Origin of the sequence: Actinomadura sp. NPDC000929, assembly GCF_040492065.1 — a bacterium.
GTDB lineage: Bacteria > Actinomycetota > Actinomycetes > Streptosporangiales > Streptosporangiaceae > Spirillospora > Spirillospora verrucosospora.
Window position 1 is genome coordinate 1 of the sequence record NZ_JBEUPA010000170.1, and the last position, 16,741, is coordinate 16,741.

Consider the following 16,741-nt stretch of genomic DNA (forward strand, 5'->3'; position numbering starts at 1 on the left):
GGGGCCGCCGAGGACGGGCAGGCCCCGCCGGCGGCGGGCCCGGAGCAGGCCGCGACCCGGCCGGTGCCGGTCGTCCGGACGAGCCCGCCCCCGGCGCTCTACAACCGGGTCGCCTCCCGGTCGGGCCTGCGCTGGTACTGCGTCATGCGCGGGCTGGTCGTCGCCGAGGAGTACACCTCGCGTCAGGCGCTCGACGTCCTCGGGACCGGAACCGGCCTCGCCGACCTGCTGTGCCGGCTGGTGTCGGCGGTCACCCGGGGGCGGCTGACGGCCGACCACAGCGAGGTCACCTTCGTCATCCGCAAGCCGGAGAACCGTTTCGCGCGGGTCATCTGAGCGGGGGCCGCGGGCGGCCCGGGCCGGGGCGGACGTGCGCGCGGCCAGGCCGGGGCAGTATTTTTCCTGCGAAAACCCTGCTCGCCATGGATGAGCCCGGCCGCCTCGCCGGGCGGGATCGGAGATCGCGGTGACCGCCGAAGCCGGCCTTCCCGACACGCTGCGCGACCTGCCCGCCTGGACCCCGGGCCCGGTCGAGCTCGCCGACCTCGAACTCGTCCTCGCGGGGGTGTACCGCCCGCTGACGGGCTTCCTCGGCTCGTTCGACACCGCCATGGTGATCGCCGGAGGGCGGCTCGCGGACGGCACCCCGTGGCCGGTCCCGGTCACGCTGTCGGTCCCCAAGGAGCTGACCGGCCAGGAGCGGGTCGTGCTGCAGGACCCCGAGGGCGTGCCGCTCGCCGTGCTGCGGGTCGCCGAGGCGTGGCAGGACCCGACGACCCAGGGCTGGCGGCTCGCCGGGCCGCTGGAGGCCCTCCGCGCGCCCGCGCACGGACCGTTCCACCGCCTGCGCCGGCGCCCGGACGAGCTCGACGCGTTCGAGGGCGCCGTGCTCGCGGTGGCCACCCGCGAGCCCCTGCACCGCAAGCAGCTCGGCCAGCTCCGCCAGGTCGCCGAGCGGCTCGCCGCCAAGGTCCTCGTCCTGCCGCTGCTGGGCGGCGAGCACGACGAGTCCCTCGTCCGAGCGCTGCTCGGGGTCCGCAGGGAGCTGCCGGACGGCGCCCAGATCATTCCCGTGCCGCTGCCGGCGCGCGGCGACCGGGAGCGCGACGTCCGGCTCCGCGCGCACGTCGCCGCCGCCTACGGCGCCACCCACCTGCTCGCCGAGCAGGAGCTGGAGGGCACCGCCGTCCCGCTCGTCGTCCCGGAGCCGTGGGCCTACGACGCCGACGTCGAGGTCTGGCGGCCCGTCGCGCGCATCGAGCCCGACCACGTCCAGGCGGAGCTGACCCCCGAACGGCTGGACGAGCTGCTGGACGCGGGCGAGCCCGTCCCCGACTGGTTCACCCCGCCCGCCGTGGCCGCCGAGCTGGCGCTGGCGCGCCCGCCGAAGCGCTCGCGCGGCATCACGGTGTTCTTCACCGGCCTGTCCGGCTCCGGGAAGTCCACGGTCGCGCGCGGCCTGGCCGACGCGCTGGTGGAGCGCGGCGGCCGGACGGTCACGCTGCTGGACGGCGACGTCGTCCGGCGGATGCTGTCGGCGGGCCTGACGTTCTCCCGCGCCGACCGCGACCTCAACATCCGCCGCATCGGGTTCGTCGCCGCCGAGATCACCCGGCACGGCGGCACCGCGATCTGCGCGCCGATCGCCCCCTACGCGGCCACCCGCGCCGAGGTGCGGCGGATGGTGTCCGCCGTGGGCGACTTCATCCTCGTGCACGTGGCGACGCCGCTGGAGGAGTGCGAGCGCCGCGACCGCAAGGGCCTGTACGCCAAGGCCCGCGCCGGGCAGATCCCCGAGTTCACCGGCATCTCCGACCCCTACGAGGAGCCGGACGACGCCGACCTGACCCTCGACACCTCGCGGCTGACGCCGGACGAGGCGGTCGCCCGGGTCCTCGACCTGCTGGTCGACGGCGGCTGGGTGCGAGCGGAATAACCTCCTCCGTCCCACTCGTACCCCCTTACCCGGTATTTCCGGATCCGGAGGGCATCACCTATCGTGTTAGCCATAATTCCTACATGACAGGTAGGTCATGCCGATGGACTTCGATTGGACGATGGCGCTCGGGTCGTTCCTCGTCGCCATCATCGTCGGGCTGACCGGCATGGGCGGCGGCGCGCTGATGACGCCGATGCTCGTGACGTTCTTCGGGGTGAGCCCGCTCGCCGCCGTGTCCAGCGACCTGGTCGCCGCCGCCGTCATGAAACCGGTGGGCAGCGCCGTCCACTACCGGCAGGGCACCATCGACATGCGGCTGGTCGGGTGGCTGTGCGCGGGCTCGGTGCCCGCCGCGTTCTCCGGAGTCCTGCTCGCCCGCGCGCTCGGGCACGGCGACTCCGTGGAGAACGTCATCGGCAAGGCGATGGGCGCCGCCCTGATGATCGCCGCGGCGGGCCTGGCGCTGCGCGGCTACCTCGCCCACCGGGGGCGCGCCGGCTCCGCCGGGGACGCCGACCGGTCCCCAAAGATCACGGTCCGCCCCGTCCCGACCGTGCTGATCGGCGTCGTCGGCGGCCTCGTCGTCGGCATCACCTCGGTCGGCTCCGGCTCCCTCATCATCGTCGCGCTGCTCGCCCTCTACCCGTCGCTCAAGGCCAACCAGCTCGTCGGCACCGACCTGCTCCAGGCCGTCCCGCTGGTCTTCGCGGCCGCCATCGGCCACCTGCTGTTCGGCGACTTCCGCATGGAGGTCACCGCCGCGCTGCTCGCCGGCTCGGTCCCCGGCGTCTACCTCGGCTCCAAGATCTCCTCCCGGGCCCCGAGCGCCCTGATCCGGCGGGTGCTGGCCCTCGTGCTCGTCGCCTCCTCGCTGAAGATGTTCGGCGTCGCGCCCGTCCCGCTCGCCTGGACCATGGTCGTCCTCATCGCCGCCACGGTCGCCGCCTGGCTCGTCCTTCGCCACCGGGCCGCGCCGCACCGGGATACGCTCTCCTCTCCGGTCGTTTCCCCCGGCGTCGCCGGTGCCCCAGGAGAGCAGAGCAGACGTGGACCCACGATGGCCGCATGACACCGTCGACGTCCTCGGTGTACGGGTCAGCCGCGTGGACGTCGCCCGGTTCCGCTCCTTCGTCGCGGCGGCCGTCAAGGAGCGCTCGAAGCTGACGGTCACCTTCGCCAACCCCGACTACGTGCTCAGGGCGCAGAAGGATCCGGGGCTGCGCGACCTGATGAACGGCTTCGACCTCAACCTCCCCGACGGCTGGGGCGTCGTTCTGGCCGCGAAGGTCTTCGGCCGTCCCGTCCCCGGCCGGATGGCCAACGACGACCTCACCGACGACCTGTTCGGCCAGCCCGCCGAGGAGGGCTGGCGCGTCTTCCTGTTCGGCAACGCGCCCGGCGTCGCCGAGGCCGCCGCCGCGAACGTCCGCGCCTGGTACCCGGGCCTGGACGTCGCGGGCACCCTGCACGGGCACTGGGCGGACGGGCAGGGCAGCATTCCCGCCGAGACCGCCGAGCGCCTCGTCGCCGAGATCAACGACGCGGCCCCCGACATCCTGCACGTCGGCCTCGGGACGCCCCTCCAGCAGCGGTTCGTCGCCGAGTACCGCGACCGCCTCACCGCACCGGTCGTCATCACGTGCGGCGCCTACTTCGAGCACCTCGCCGAACGGCGCGACTACTACCCCGCCTGGGTCCTGAGGCTGCGCGTGGGCTTCCTCTACCGCCTGGCGCGCGAGCCCCGCCGCCTCTGGCGCCGCTACACCGTCGAACTCGGCGCCTATCTCGCCCGGGTCCTCTACCATCGCCTGCGGCACGGCAGGGCGCCCGCCGACTGAGCGGGACGCCTCCTATGCCGCACTTTTCCGGAACCCCTACTCGTCCTCTAGCCATGTGGTAGGACAAGATGCCATCAGCGTCCCCGGCCGCTTCCCGGAGCACCTTCATGCGCCCCACCATCGCCCGCCTCACGGCCGCCGCGCTCGCGGCGCTCGCCGTCCCCGCCGCCGCGGGCACCGCCTCCGCCGACATCGCCCAGCCGGCGGTCGTCTCCGCCAACCCGGTGAACATCACCCCGCACGTGCTGGACGGCACCGTCCGCGCCATCACCACCGTCGGGAACTGGGTCGTCGTGGGCGGGAACTTCGAGGAGGTCCGCGAGGCCGGCAGCGGCAAGAAGACGATCAAGCGGCACAACCTGTTCGCCTACGACATCCGGACCGGGAAGATCAGCACGGCCTTCGTCCCGAAGGTCAACGGAACCGTCCACGCCCTGCAGCCCGGGTCCAGCGACTGGATCTACGCGGCCGGGACGTTCACGACCGTCAACGGCGTCAAGACCGGCACGGTGACCGCGCTCAAGATCTCCACCAACAAGGTCCACACCGGCTTCAAGCCGAACGTGAACTACCGGGTCTACACCATGGTGGTGCGCGGCTCCCGGCTCTACATCGGCGGCATGTTCACCAAGGCGGGCGGCAAGGCGCGCACCGGTCTCGCGCGGGTCGACAGGCTCACGGGCGTCGCCGACAACGCGTTCAACTTCACCGTCACCGAGCCGAGGTCGGGCGACCTCAAGGTGTACCGGATGGCGGTCGACCCCACCGACACCCGCATGGTCATCAACGGGACGTTCACCCGGGTGAACGGCCAGCGCCGCGTCCAGATCGCGATGATCACGCTGGGCAAGGGCACCGCGAAGCTGTCGACCTGGTCGACCGAGCGCTACTCCACCCCCTGCAACCTCGCCGCGTTCGACACCTACATGCGCGGCATGGACTTCTCCCCCGACGGCAAGTACTTCGTGGTCGTCACCACGGGCGGCCCCTACGGCCAGAGCCAGCTGTGCGACTCGGCCGCCCGCTGGGAGTCGTCCCCCACCGGGTCGGGGCAGAAGCCGACCTGGGTCAACTGGACGGGCGGCGACACGCTGCTGTCCACCTCGGTGACCGGCGCCGCGGTCTACGTCGGCGGGCACCAGCGCTGGCTGGACAACCCCTACGGGCACGACTCCGCCGGCCCCGGCGCCGTGTCGCGCCCCGGCATCGGCGCGCTCGACCCGAAGACCGGCAAGGCGCTGGCGTGGAACCCCACGCGGACGCTCGGCCACGGCGTCGAGACGCTGGTCGCCCACCCGAAGGGGCTGCTCGTCGGCAGCGACACCGACCAGCTCGGGCACGAGTACCACGGACGCCTCGGGATGTTCCCCGCGGGGTGAGCCGGCGGCTCCCATGAGATAAAGGGCGGGGGACGTTCTGCGGGAAGGGGCGGGGGCCTTGGTCCATCACGAACAGCGCGAGGTGGTCCGCGGCGGCCATCACCGCCCCGACGCGCGCCGCTCGCTGCCCGTCCCGCCGGACGGGCCGCGGCGGCGCGACCGGCGCCGCGGCCCCCGCCCGTTCTTCTACGTCACCTCCGCGGGCGCGCTGCTGGTCCTGGGCGGCTCGGGCGCGATCGCCCTGTCGGGGACCGGCACGGCCCACCACGCCCGGACGGCCGCCGCGGGCGCGAGCACGGTCGTCCCCGCCTCGGCCGACACCTACGTGGTGCGCGAGATGCCCGGCACGGCGTTCGGGGACGCGCGGAAGATCACCGCCTCCGCGTGGCCCGGCTGGCACACCGAGGCCTACGTCGCGTTCGAGGTGCCGCCCGGCACCCCGGCGGTCACCCGGGCCCGCGTGGAGATGACGTTCGACCGGTTGGAGAACCGGCCGCGGCGGGTCGAGCTGCGCACGCTGCCCGGCGCGTGGACGGAGGAGGGCACGTCCTGGGGCAACCGCCCGGTCGCCGGATCCGTCGTGGCGAGCGCCCCCGCCGGGTCGGGGGGCACGGTGTCCTTCGACGTGGGCCAGGTGGTGACCGGCCCCGGCCTCTACGCGTTCGCCATCACCGGCCAGGGCCCCCGGACGGCGGTCTCGCTGCGCTCACGGGAGACCGGCGAGGGCCCGCGCCTGCTCCTGCGGACCCGGCCGGGCGCGCCCCCGCCGACGCCGAGCAGGTCGCCGGAGACGTCCGGCACTGCGCTTCCCGCGCCCGCGCCCGAACCCACCTGGCAGACCCCGCAGCCGGTGAAGACCCCCGGCACGTCCCCCGCGGGCGGGCGGACGCTCTGCGGCCTCTCCCTCGAACTCCAGCCGGGTGAGACCTTCCAGAAGGCCCTCACCCGCCTGGACGCCGCCTACGGCGGCCTGGAGACCGTCCGGCTGTTCTACCAGGGCGTCCCGCCGGCGTGGCCGGGCAAGCCCGACACCGGGAACCGCCCGCCGATCATCTCGTTCAAGCTGGCGCCCAAGGACGTCCTCGCCGGCAAGTACGACCGGGAGATGACCCGCTGGTTCGCGACCGCGCCCCGCGACCGCGACCTCTACTGGGTCTACTACCACGAGCCCGAGGACAACATCGCCTCCGGCGAGTTCACCGCCGCCGACTACCGCGCCGCGTGGCGGCGGCTGCGGTCCCTCGCCGACAAGGCGGGCAACCCCCGCGTCCACGCCACCCTCGTCCTGATGGGCTGGAGCCTCGACCCGCTGTCCAAGCGCGACTGGCGCGACTACTACCCGGGCCGCGACGTCATCCAGGTCCTCGGCTGGGACGTGTACAACCTCGGCTGGAAGAAGGGCCGCTACGACGACCCGGCCACCATGTACGACCGCGTCGTCGCCGTCAGCAAGGGCGAGGACCTGCCCTTCGGCATCGCCGAGACCGGCAGCTACCTGGTCAAGGACGACAACGGCGACAGGCGCGCCGCCTGGCTCAACGCCACCAACGCCTACCTCGCCAAGCACCGCGCCCTGTGGGTCTCCTACTTCGACCTCGACTGGAGCACCGGCGACTTCCGCCTCCTCGACACCCAGAGCCGCAAGGCCTGGAGCGACTTCTGCTGACGGCCGCACCCGCCGCCGACATGCCGCGCCCCCCGCCGGAGATCCGGCGGGGGGCGCGGCGCGTGCGGGTGACGCGTCCTACTTGCGGGCCAGGACGATGGTCCACATCGCGGCGCGGCTGGCGGCGTCGGTCGTCGCCGTCTTGCCGCCGTAGGCGCCGGTGGCGACCGTGCCGTTGCTGTCGGCGACCAGGGCCGTGATGCGGCCGCTGCCCGAGCCGATCCCGGTGCCGCGGGCCTCCACGCCGGCCGGGGCCGTCCAGGACGTGGTGGTGGACGACTTGTCCGCCCAGTACGTCACCACCCACGACCCGGCCGCGTCCACCTGGGCCGACGGGCCGGTGTGGTCGGTGACGGTGCCGGCGTCGCTGCTCTTCGCCACCGCCGCGACCGGGTCGGTGGCGTTGGTGCCCTCGTAGGCGAGCAGCCGGATGTCGGCCTTGGTGTAGGCGCTGAACCCGATGCCGACCTGCGTGCCGGCGTCACCGGCCTGGGCGACGCGCTTCCAGACGACGGACGTCGCGGTGCCCGCCGCCTGCGTGCCGACCTGCGTCCAGCCGGCCGGCGGGGTCGCCAGCGTCGCCTCGCTGCTGTTGAACGTCAGCAACAGGAGCATGCCGTCGCCGGGCTGGACCGCCGGCGGGACCTGCGCCGTGGCGGTCTGGACGTTGCCGTTGCCGCCCGCTCCGCCGCGGTAGCCGATGTTCACCTGGTTCGACGCGACCGTCACGTCCTGGGACCGGGTGCCCTTGCCGCCGCGGTCGTCGGTCACCGTCAGCTTGACCGTGTAGGTGCCGGCCGCGGCGAACGCGTGCTGCGGCGCGACGCCCGTGCCGGTGCCGCCGTCGCCGAAGTCCCAGGCGTAGGAGGCGATCGAGCCGTCGGAGTCGGACGAGCCGGCGGCGTTGAAGGTGCAGGTGAGCCCGTCGCAGTCGCCGGTGAACGCGGCGGTCGGCGGCTGGTTCGGCGTCCCCGCGTACAGGAAGACCGTCCGGCCGCGCCAGTCGGCGGTGCTGACCTCGGTCGGCGAGCCGGACGGCACTCCCGCCGCGGAGAACGCGACCCGGTAGAGCCGGCCGTTGCCGTTGTTGACGTAGTAGAGGTTCGCGCCGTTGACGAACATGCCGCCGACCGAGCTCCAGCTCATGCCGGGCAGGTTGCCCACCGCGGTGAACTCCTGCGCGCCGACGACGTTGCTCTCCGGGTTGAACGTCCGGTAGTAGAGCGAGGACTGCCCGCGCGTGTAGTAGATCCGGCCCTTGGCGAAGAACATGCCGGTGATGTTCGGCACCTGCGAGTGCCAGGTCGTCATGGCGGTGAGCTGGTCGGCGGTGTCGATGGTGGTCGGCGTGCCGAGCGCCGTGCCGTCGAAGGACCGGCGCCGGAACGCGCCGTCCGACGACCCGTAGAAGAGCTCCCCGTTGACCATGAAGGCGCCGCGCGCGGTGCGCCAGTCGACGCCCGCCGTGCCGTCGTCGACCGCGGCGCCGGCGGTGGTGCCGTCGAACGAGCGGTGCCTCAGGTAGTTGGCGGCCCCGAAGCCGATGCCGCCGCCGGAGTAGACGTTCCCGGGCAGTTCACCGGTGCTGTAGGCGGGGATGACCGCGCCCCCGGCCACGGGGAACAGCGCGAGCTTCTGGTGGAACTCGCCGCCGACGTTGTCGGTGTCGCTGCCGATCCACAGGCCCTCGTCGGTGGCCAGCATGTCGAAGACGCCGACGCCCTTGTCGCGGCCGGGGTTCCAGCTGAACGGCAGGCCGCTGACCGGGTCGAGCGCGACGATGCCCTCGCGTCCGACGGCGCCCTGGCCGGGGTTGTCGCCCGCGAACGGGTTGTTCGCCCACCGGAAGTGGCCGCCGGTGTAGACGGCCGTGTCGGTGATCTCCACGGCGTAGGTGGTGTCGCCCCCGGTGTAGTTCACCCAGGTCGGCTGCTGGCCGCCGCCGGAGGCGGCGCTCTCCCAGCGGGCCTGGGTGTCGCACAGCTTCGCGGAGCCGCCGTACGCGCCGGTGGTCGTCACCACGAAGTACGCGCCGTCGGGAGAGAACTCGACGTCGCGCATGTACGTGTCGAACGACTGCGAGCACTGGTCGGCGTAGCGGGTGGTGTCCCAGTTCGCGAGCTGGGCGGACGGGCCGGTGAGGTCCACCATGACGATCTGGCGCCGGGTGCTGCCCGCGACCGAGCTGAAGTTGCCGATGCCGACGAGCTTGGAGCCGTCAGGGCTGACGTCCATCTTGTAGATCTGGGTGACGCCGTCGCCGGTCTGGGTGCCGGTGACGTCGAGGTTCAGGAAGTCGTCGCGGGCCCCGGTCTGCGGGTCGAGGGCGGCGAGGGCCGGCCGCGCGACGCCGCCGACGGTCGCGAAGGTGCCGCCGACGTACAGCCGGCCGCCCGCCAGCCGCAGGTCGCGGACCTTGGCGTCGAACTGCGGGTCGAACGAGGCGATGGGGGCGCCGGTCTGGGCGTTGATCCTGGCGAGCACGAAGTGCCGGACGCCGTTGATCTGGCCGAAGCTCCCGCCGACGTAGATCGACTGGCCGTCGGGGGCGGGCAGCAGCGCGCTGGCCTCGCCCTTGTCGAGGCTGGGCGCGAAGTCGGGGTCGATGGCGCCGGTGGCGGCGTCGAAGGCGAACAGCCGGTTGCGGACCAGCGTCGGCTTGTTGGCCCCGGGCTCCTTCACCTGGGTGAACGAGCCGCCGACGTAGATCTTGCCGCCGATCTTGATGATCGACTTGACCTCGCCGTCCAGGACGTTCGGCGTGTAGTTCGCCGGGTCCGCGTTGACGACCTTGCCGTGCGCGGGCTCGGATCCCCTCTGGTCCGCGCTCGCCGGGGCGCCCGCGGCGAGGCTCCCCGTCAGCGTCCCCAGCGCGAGCACCGCCCCCACGGCCAGAGGCCCCCACCTGCGTCTGCCCATCGACCCCTCCGTGCAAGATAGAAGTAAGCCGCCATGTTCCTCGTGAAGGCACATAGCGCCGCGCAATCGTAGCCAGCGGGCAGCCGGGACCGCCGTTTGATCACTAACTATTCGGTTTCGGCCACCGGCCCGCCCGATGATCGGCCTGCGGCAGGCCCCCCGGACGCGCCCCGGCGGGCACGCCCATCACGTCTCGCGAGGTACGCTGCGCACCTCGAAAGGACGCTTGCCGGGTCTCACCGGACGACCGGATCGCGTGGCCGAATTCGGCCATCATCCGCTGTCGCCCCTGGTAAGAGACAGGACGTCCTTCCATGGGCGACGTGCGTCCGGAACCGGACGGCGCGGTCCGCGCGCCCGCAGGCGCGTCCCACGGAAACGGAGCGGTGATTGGCCGGGATGCGAGGGATCGCGGGGAGCACACCTCTCGCGACGCCGCGGCTGCTGCCCTGGCGCCTGCGGCCGGGCTGGCCGCTCGCCGTCGCGCTCCTCGGCTTCCCCGTGTGGTGGATCCTCGGCCTGGCGAACATCGTGCTGCTGGTCATCAGCGTGCCCATGGCGATGACGCTGTGGCGGCGGCGCGGCACCCTGGTGGCGCCCGGCGGCTTCGGGACGTGGCTCTTCTTCCTGCTCTGGGTCGTGCTGGGCGTGCTGGTGCTGTGGGCCGACGCCCCCCTCGCCGAACCGGGCGGCGGGTTCAGCCGGCTCCTGGTGTACGGCTACCGGCTCGCCTGGTACCTGTCGTCCACCATCGTGCTGCTCTACATCGGCAACATGAGCGAGCGGGAGCTGCCGTCGGGCAAGATCGGCCGGCTCCTCGGCTACATGTTCATCGTGACGACCGTCGGCGGGCTGGTCGGGTCCTTCTTCCCCTCGATCCAGCTCACCTCGCCGGTGGAGATGGTGCTGCCGCACGGGCTGACCGCCAACTCCTTCGTCCGCGACATCGTCCACCCGAAGGTCGCCGACATCGAGTCGATCCTCGGGTTCGAGCAGTCCCGGCCGATGGCGCCGTTCGCGTACGCCAACACCTGGGGCTCCGCCTACGCCTTCTTCCTCCCGTACTTCCTGCTGACCTGGATCGTCCGCGCCGACATGCGGCGCCGCGCGTTCGGGCTGGCCGTCCTCGCCGCGTCGCTGTGGCCCGTCGTGTACTCGCTGAACCGGGGGCTGTGGGGGGCGCTCGGCGCGATCGGCCTGTTCGGCGTCGCGAAGCTGCTCCAGGTCGGCGGCCCCCGCGTGATCGCCTGGACGGCCGGGATGGCCGCGGCGGGCGCGATCGTCGTGGCGCTGTCGCCGCTGCCCGGCCTCGTCCAGGACCGCCTCGACAACCCGCACAGCAACAACCGCCGCACGCTGCTGGCCGAGGAGACCACCCGCAGCGCCCTGAGCGGCTCCCCGCTGGTCGGATTCGGGTCCACCCGCAACGTCCAGGGCGACCTCGGCCAGGTGTCCGGCGGCGACAAGATCGGCTGCAAGGCGTGCGGCTCCCCGCCGCTCGGCACCCAGGGCCATCTGTGGCTCCTGCTGTTCGCCAACGGCGTCGTCGGGACGATCGCGTTCTGCGCGTTCTTCGCCGTCCGGTTCCTGCGGCACTGGCGCGAGCGCGGCGCGTACTCGCTGGCGGGCTGCGCCGTCCTGATCGCCTGCGGCCTGTTCATGATCACTTACGACATGGTGGAGGTACCGCTGTACACGGTGATGATCGCTGTGGGGCTGATGTGGCGGGCGAGCAGGGACGCCCGCGCCGAGGCCCGGCCGCGCGCCCGTGCCCGCGTCGCGGCGCCGGCCGACACCGCCGAGGCGGCGCCCGCCGGCACCGCCGAGGAGGCGTCGCTGTGAGCGCCCCGGAGGAGACGCGCGCCGCCTGGATCGCGGCGGTGCGGGACCTGTGGCCGGACGCGCGGGTGGAGGCCGTCGGACCGGGACGCTCCGAGGGGGCGCGCCGGGAACTGGCGTTCCTGCCGGACGCGGAGCGGCCGCGGCTGCTCGTCCCGGCGGGGATGCCGCGCGCCACCGCGGCCGCGCTGCGCCGCTACAGCCACGACCTCGGCCCGAAGCAGCGCGCCTCCCGCGGCCTGACGGCGGCGGCGGTGCGCACCGGCCTGCCGGAGCGCACGCTGCGCGACCGGCTCAGCATCACCGGCGGCGGCCCCTCCATCGAGGACCGGCTGGCGGAGCTGCTCGGGCGGCCGGTGGTGGTCAGCGTGGGGCTCGGGAGCGCCCGCGCCAACCGCAAGCCGATCCTGCACGTGCTGACGCCGCGCGGCGAGCCCGCGGCCTTCGTCAAGATCGGCGACACCGGCACGGCCCGCGCCCTCCTGGAGGGCGAGGCCGCCGCCCTCACCTACCTGAACGCCCACCTGCCCGCGCCGGGGCCGGGCGGGCGCCTGCACGTCCCGCGGCTGCTGCACCACGGCACGTGGCACGGCCTCGACCTGCTCGTCCTCGAACCGCTCCCGACCAGCGCGCTCGGCTGGCGCCCGCGGGGGCGGGCCCCCGTCTCGGAGATGCGGGCGCTGTTCGAGGTCGGCGGCGTCGAGCGGGCGCCGCTGCGCGCCAGCGCCTACTGGGAGGAGATGGCCGCGAGCCCCGGCCGGGTCCGGGACGAGCGGCAGCGCGCCGTCTTCGGCGAGGTCGTCGAAGGCGTCGGCAAGGCGCACGGCGACCTGGTCCTGGACTTCGGCGCCTGGCACGGCGACTGGACGCCGTGGAACATGGCCTGGCACCGCGGCGTGCTGCGCCTGTGGGACTGGGAGCGGTTCTCGCGCGGCGTCCCGAACGGGTTCGACCTGCTGCACTACCGCCTCCAGGAGGCGATGCGCACCGCGTCCGGGCCGCCCTACGCCGCCTGGCCGGACGGCGCCGCCGCCCTCCTGGAGCCGCTCGGGCCGACGGGCCCCGCCGCGGAGGCGACCGTCCGGCTCTACCTCCTGGAGCTGTGCCGCCGCTACCTGCTGGCCGCCCAGGAGCCGATCGGCGGGCCGCTGCGCGCCGACACCGAGCGGCTGCTGACGCTCCTGCACACCACTCCACCGGACACGCCCTCGGGAGGAACCCCGTGATCTCACGCCGTGACGCCCCTCCGTGGGTCAAGGAGGCCGGACGGGCCGCGACCCGCGCCGGAGGGCGGCTGACCTCGGGCGCCCGGATGCTGCCCGACTTCCTCATGGTCGGCACGCAGCGCGGCGGCACCACCTCGCTGTTCCGCGCCCTGGCCGCGCACCCGGCGACCGTCCAGCCCAACTTCCACAAGGGCGTGCACTACTTCGACGTCAACTACACGCGCGGCCTCGGCTGGTACCGGGGGCACTTCCCGGTCCGCGCGCTCGCCGAGCGCCGCGCCCGGGACGCCGCCCCCCAGGCGTTCGAGTCCGCCGGCTACTACATGCACCACCCGCTGGCGCCGGAGCGGATCGCCCGCGACCTGCCCGGGGTGAAGCTCGTCGTCCTGCTGCGCGACCCGGTGGTGCGGGCCTACTCCGCCCACAAGCACGAGCTGGCGCGGGGGTTCGAGACCGAGCCGTTCGAGCGGGCCCTGGACCTGGAGCCCGAGCGGCTCTCCGGCGAGATCGACAAGATCAAGGCCGACCCCGCCTACGTGAGCCACAGCCACCGGCACCACTCCTACCTCGACCGCGGTCGCTACGCCGAGCAGATCGAGCGGCTGTTCGCCCTCTTCGGACGGGACAGGGTGCACGTGGCGTTCGCGGAGGACTTCTTCACCGAACCCGAGCCCTGCTACGACTCCATCCTGGAGTTCCTGGGGCTGCCGGCCTGGCGGCCCGCGTCGTTCGAACGGCACAACGCGCGGCCGGGCTCCCCGCTGCCGGACCACCTGCAGCGCCGCCTGGCCGAGTACTACGCCCCCTGGGACGACAAGCTCGCCGCGCTCCTCGGCGCCGAGCCCGCCTGGCGGCGATGAGGCGGCGATGAGCAAACGCACCCTCGGCCCGGCCAGCGTGCAGGCGGAACCGCCGCTCGCGCCGGACTCCGTCCCGGTCACCCGGTACGCGGGCGTCGTCCGCCGCCACCTGGCCGCGCTGCTCATCGCGCTGCTGGCCGGGTGCGCGCTCGGGGTCGTGAAGATCGTGCTGACGCCGACGACCTACACCGCGCAGATCTACGTGCTGGCGCCGCCGGTGGCGCTGCACCCCTCCATCGACATCGGCTCGGCGATCGACACCAACACCCGCGCCCCCCGCGAGACGACGATGGACACCGAGGCCCAGCTCGTCTGGTCCCGCCCGGTGCTGTCCAAGCTGGCGGAGCGGCCGGGCTTCGACGCGTCCGACGCCGAACTGCGCGACCGGATCGGCCTGACGGTGCCGTCCAACACCCACGTGCTCACGATCTCGGTGCGGGCCGGAACGCCGCGGACCGCCCAGGACGGCGCCCGGGTCGTCGCCGACTCCTACCTGGCGCTGCGGAACCGGATCCTCGGCCAGGTGCTGGAGCACAACCGCCAGGCGCTGGAGAACAACGCCGAGCTGCTGAAGAAGCAGCTCGCGGCGCTGCCCGGCGACGAGGACGAGCTGCGCCGGCTCACCACCCGCACCCGTCGCCAGGCGCTGGTGAAGCAGATCCGCGACGTGGAGAAGCAGGTGGCGGCCATCAAGAGCAAGCAGGAGCAGCCCGGCGAGGTGCTGCGCGGGGCCCCGCTCCCCCGGCGGGGCGACGATCCCGGACGCGACGTGGCCGTCGCGTCCGGAATCGGCATCGGCCTGCTCTGCTGGATCGCCTACGTGGTGGTCCGCGAGGTGCGGCCGCGCCGCATCCGGCGCCCCGCCGACCTGCGGCTGCACAGCCGGCTTCCGATCATGGTGGAGGGGGCGGCGCTCGGCGCCGGGCACCGCGAGGTCGCGCGGCGGCTCCGCAACCTGGTCTTCGACGCCGACGCCGCCACCGTGCTCGTCACCGGGGTCCCGGGATCGGCCGGCACCGAGGTGGCCTACGAGCTGGCCGAGATGTGCACCGAGGGCGGATCGGCCACGACGGTCCTGCGCATCGTCGCCGACGGCGAGCCCTTCCACGAGCCGCCGGCCGCGGCCGGGACCGGCCACTCGTTCACCGTCCGGCTGGTGCGCAGCGACGACGACCGCCAGCTCACCCGGGCCGTCGACAAGGCGGGCCGCGTGTCCCGCATCGTCGTCATCACCACGCCCGACATCAACGGCGCGGACACCATCGCCGCGGCCGCCGCCAGTGACATCGCCCTGGTGGTCGTCGAACGGGGACGGGCCCTGGACCGCGAGGTCGCGAGCGGGGTACTGGCCCTCGACCAGGCGGCCAACCCCGCACGCGTGATCGTGCTGACCGCTCCCGTCCTGCGCGGGCCCGAGTCCCCGGCGCCGCGGCGCGCCGCCCGCCCGTCCCCGGTCGGGGTCGCCGCTCCTGGACAAGGTTGAGATGAACAGAACCGTCTTCTTGCAAGGCGCGGTTAAAGTCGAGATGAACACTCCGTCAAGAACGAGCCTGATCGATGAGGGGGATCGTCGTGGGAGCTGACCAGACGGCCGACGCCCAGGGGGGGCACCTGCTCGCCCTGGTCCGGCGCTATCTGGGGGCGCTGATCGGGCTCGCCGTGCTCGGCACCGCGGCCGGCGTCGCCCTGGAGATCGCCGTGCCGCCGCCGTTCAAGGCCACCGCGACGGTGCTGGTCAGCCCGCTGGAGGGCAACCCGTACTCCCCGGAGGGCCGCGGCGACGACCTGGTGAACCTGCAGACGGAGGCGCAGCTGGTCGCCACCGACAGCGTCGCCAAGATCGTCCAGAAGAAGCTCGGGCACGAGGCGGAGGGCGACATCGGGGTCTCGGTCCCGCCCAACACCCAGGTGCTCAACCTGACCTACACCGCGAACAGCTCCGGCAACGCCCGCGCGGGCGCGCAGGCCTTCGCCGACGCCTACCTGGAGTACCGCACGCAGCGCGCGCAGGCCGTGGTGAACAACCAGCTCGCGAAGCTGAAGGCGCAGTCGGCCAGGGTCGAGCACCTGCTGCAGCGGGCGAACAACGAGCTGGCCGCCTCCTCCGGCTCCCGGCGCTCCACCCTCCAGCAGCGCGTCACCGCCTACACCAACCAGCTCGGCGTCATCGACGAGCAGTCCAACGACATCGCCAGCACCCCCCTCGACCCCGGACAGGTGATCACCCCGGCGGACGCGCCGGCCGGGCCCGGCATCGTCCGGCCCGCGATGTACGGCGCGGGCGGCCTCGTGCTCGGGCTGGTCGCCGGGTTCGTGGTCATGCTGCTGAGGGAGCGGCTCAACCAGCGACTGCGCAACGCCGAGTCGATCGAGGGGCTCGGCGTCCGGACGCTGTCCACCATCCCGGCGGGCGGCCCGCCCGGCGACACGCTGGCCCTGGTCAGCGCGCCCAAGAGCCCGGTCGGCGAGGCGTACCGGCGGCTGCGCGCCGCGGTCGTGGCGACCGCGCCGCAGACCCCGGTGGCGCTGCTGATCAGCAACGCCACCCCGGGGGGCAGCGCCCGCATGGCCAGCGCCAACCTCGCGGTCTCGCTCGCCTTCGCCGGCGCCAAGACCATCATGATCGACGCGACCACCGAGGACGCCGACGTCAGCACCCTGTTCGGCGCCCGGCCCGGCGGCAAGGGGCTGTCGGACACCCTGCTCAGCGGCACGGACCCGGCGACCCTGCTGATCCACACCGACTCGCAGCTGCGGCTGCTGCCGCGCGGCCCGCGCGCCCGCGAGGCCGCGCACCGGTTCAGCGGCCCGCGGATGCGCGAGACCGTCAAGGTGCTGCGCCGCCGCAGCGAGTACCTCATCGTGAACGCGGCGAGCCTGCACGACGCCGACGCGCAGGCCCTGTGCACCTTCGTGGACGCGGTCGTGCTCGTGATCAACCAGGGCGTCACGACCCGCGAGGAGCTGCGGCAGGCGTACGTGGAGGCCGAGCGCGCCGGCGTCACGGTGCTCGGCGCCCTGCTGGAGCCGCCGGAGCCGCGGGGAGGGCGCGCGGCGCGGCAGGCTCCGCCCGCC

The 16,741-nt window shown here is 73.6% G+C and carries 11 protein-coding genes and 1 pseudogene; 11 read left to right on the plus strand and 1 reads right to left on the minus strand.

All coding sequences use genetic code 11. The features are described from left to right. The 6 genes and pseudogenes from ABWI04_RS36575 to ABWI04_RS36600 all read left to right on the plus strand — a co-directional run. A pseudogene (locus ABWI04_RS36575) lies at positions 1–336 on the plus strand (hypothetical protein); the annotation flags it as partial. A gap of 130 nt (positions 337–466) precedes the next feature. Beyond that, a complete protein-coding gene (gene cysC / locus ABWI04_RS36580; protein WP_353835249.1) occupies positions 467–1,936 on the plus strand; it encodes an adenylyl-sulfate kinase in 1,470 nt (489 codons plus the stop codon). 103 nt (positions 1,937–2,039) lie between these two features. Then, a complete protein-coding gene (locus tag ABWI04_RS36585) occupies positions 2,040–3,008 on the plus strand; it encodes a sulfite exporter TauE/SafE family protein (RefSeq protein WP_345173589.1) in 969 nt (322 codons plus the stop codon). After that, entirely contained in the window at positions 2,986–3,777 is a 792-nt protein-coding gene (locus ABWI04_RS36590) for a WecB/TagA/CpsF family glycosyltransferase (protein ID WP_345173587.1), read from the plus strand. The genes ABWI04_RS36585 and ABWI04_RS36590 overlap by 23 nt, the downstream gene beginning before the upstream one ends. A gap of 107 nt (positions 3,778–3,884) precedes the next feature. After that, positions 3,885–5,156, plus strand: coding sequence for a hypothetical protein (locus tag ABWI04_RS36595; RefSeq protein ID WP_345173585.1), 1,272 nt, complete (start codon positions 3,885–3,887; stop codon positions 5,154–5,156). A gap of 58 nt (positions 5,157–5,214) precedes the next feature. Continuing rightward, positions 5,215–6,822 (plus strand): CBM96 family carbohydrate-binding protein, encoded by a 1,608-nt coding sequence (locus ABWI04_RS36600; protein ID WP_353835250.1) that lies wholly within the window; start codon positions 5,215–5,217, stop codon positions 6,820–6,822. A 78-nt stretch (positions 6,823–6,900) separates the two neighbouring features. Here the strand turns inward: ABWI04_RS36600 and ABWI04_RS36605 are convergent, their stop codons facing one another. Beyond that, on the minus strand, positions 6,901–9,741 hold the full coding sequence (locus tag ABWI04_RS36605) for a PKD domain-containing protein (RefSeq protein ID WP_345173581.1): 2,841 nt from the start codon (positions 9,739–9,741) through the stop codon (positions 6,901–6,903). 399 nt (positions 9,742–10,140) lie between these two features. Here ABWI04_RS36605 and ABWI04_RS36610 point away from each other — a divergent pair, with 399 nt between their 5' ends. The 5 genes from ABWI04_RS36610 to ABWI04_RS36630 all read left to right on the plus strand — a co-directional run. Beyond that, positions 10,141–11,583: a hypothetical protein gene (locus tag ABWI04_RS36610; protein ID WP_345173628.1), complete on the plus strand. Its 1,443-nt coding sequence runs from the start codon at positions 10,141–10,143 to the stop codon at positions 11,581–11,583. Further along, positions 11,580–12,806 carry a hypothetical protein gene (locus ABWI04_RS36615; protein ID WP_353835251.1) on the plus strand — a complete coding sequence of 409 codons (1,227 nt, stop codon included), beginning with the start codon at positions 11,580–11,582 and terminating at the stop codon, positions 12,804–12,806. The genes ABWI04_RS36610 and ABWI04_RS36615 overlap by 4 nt, the downstream gene beginning before the upstream one ends. Next, positions 12,803–13,666, plus strand: coding sequence for a sulfotransferase domain-containing protein (locus tag ABWI04_RS36620; protein ID WP_345173577.1), 864 nt, complete (start codon positions 12,803–12,805; stop codon positions 13,664–13,666). Before ABWI04_RS36615 ends, ABWI04_RS36620 begins: the two co-directional genes overlap by 4 nt. A 7-nt stretch (positions 13,667–13,673) precedes the next feature. Continuing rightward, a complete protein-coding gene (locus tag ABWI04_RS36625) occupies positions 13,674–15,149 on the plus strand; it encodes a GumC domain-containing protein (protein WP_353835252.1) in 1,476 nt (491 codons plus the stop codon). An 89-nt stretch (positions 15,150–15,238) separates the two neighbouring features. Next, on the plus strand, positions 15,239–16,741 hold a 1,503-nt coding region (locus tag ABWI04_RS36630), incomplete at its 3' end, for a tyrosine-protein kinase domain-containing protein (protein ID WP_502913208.1).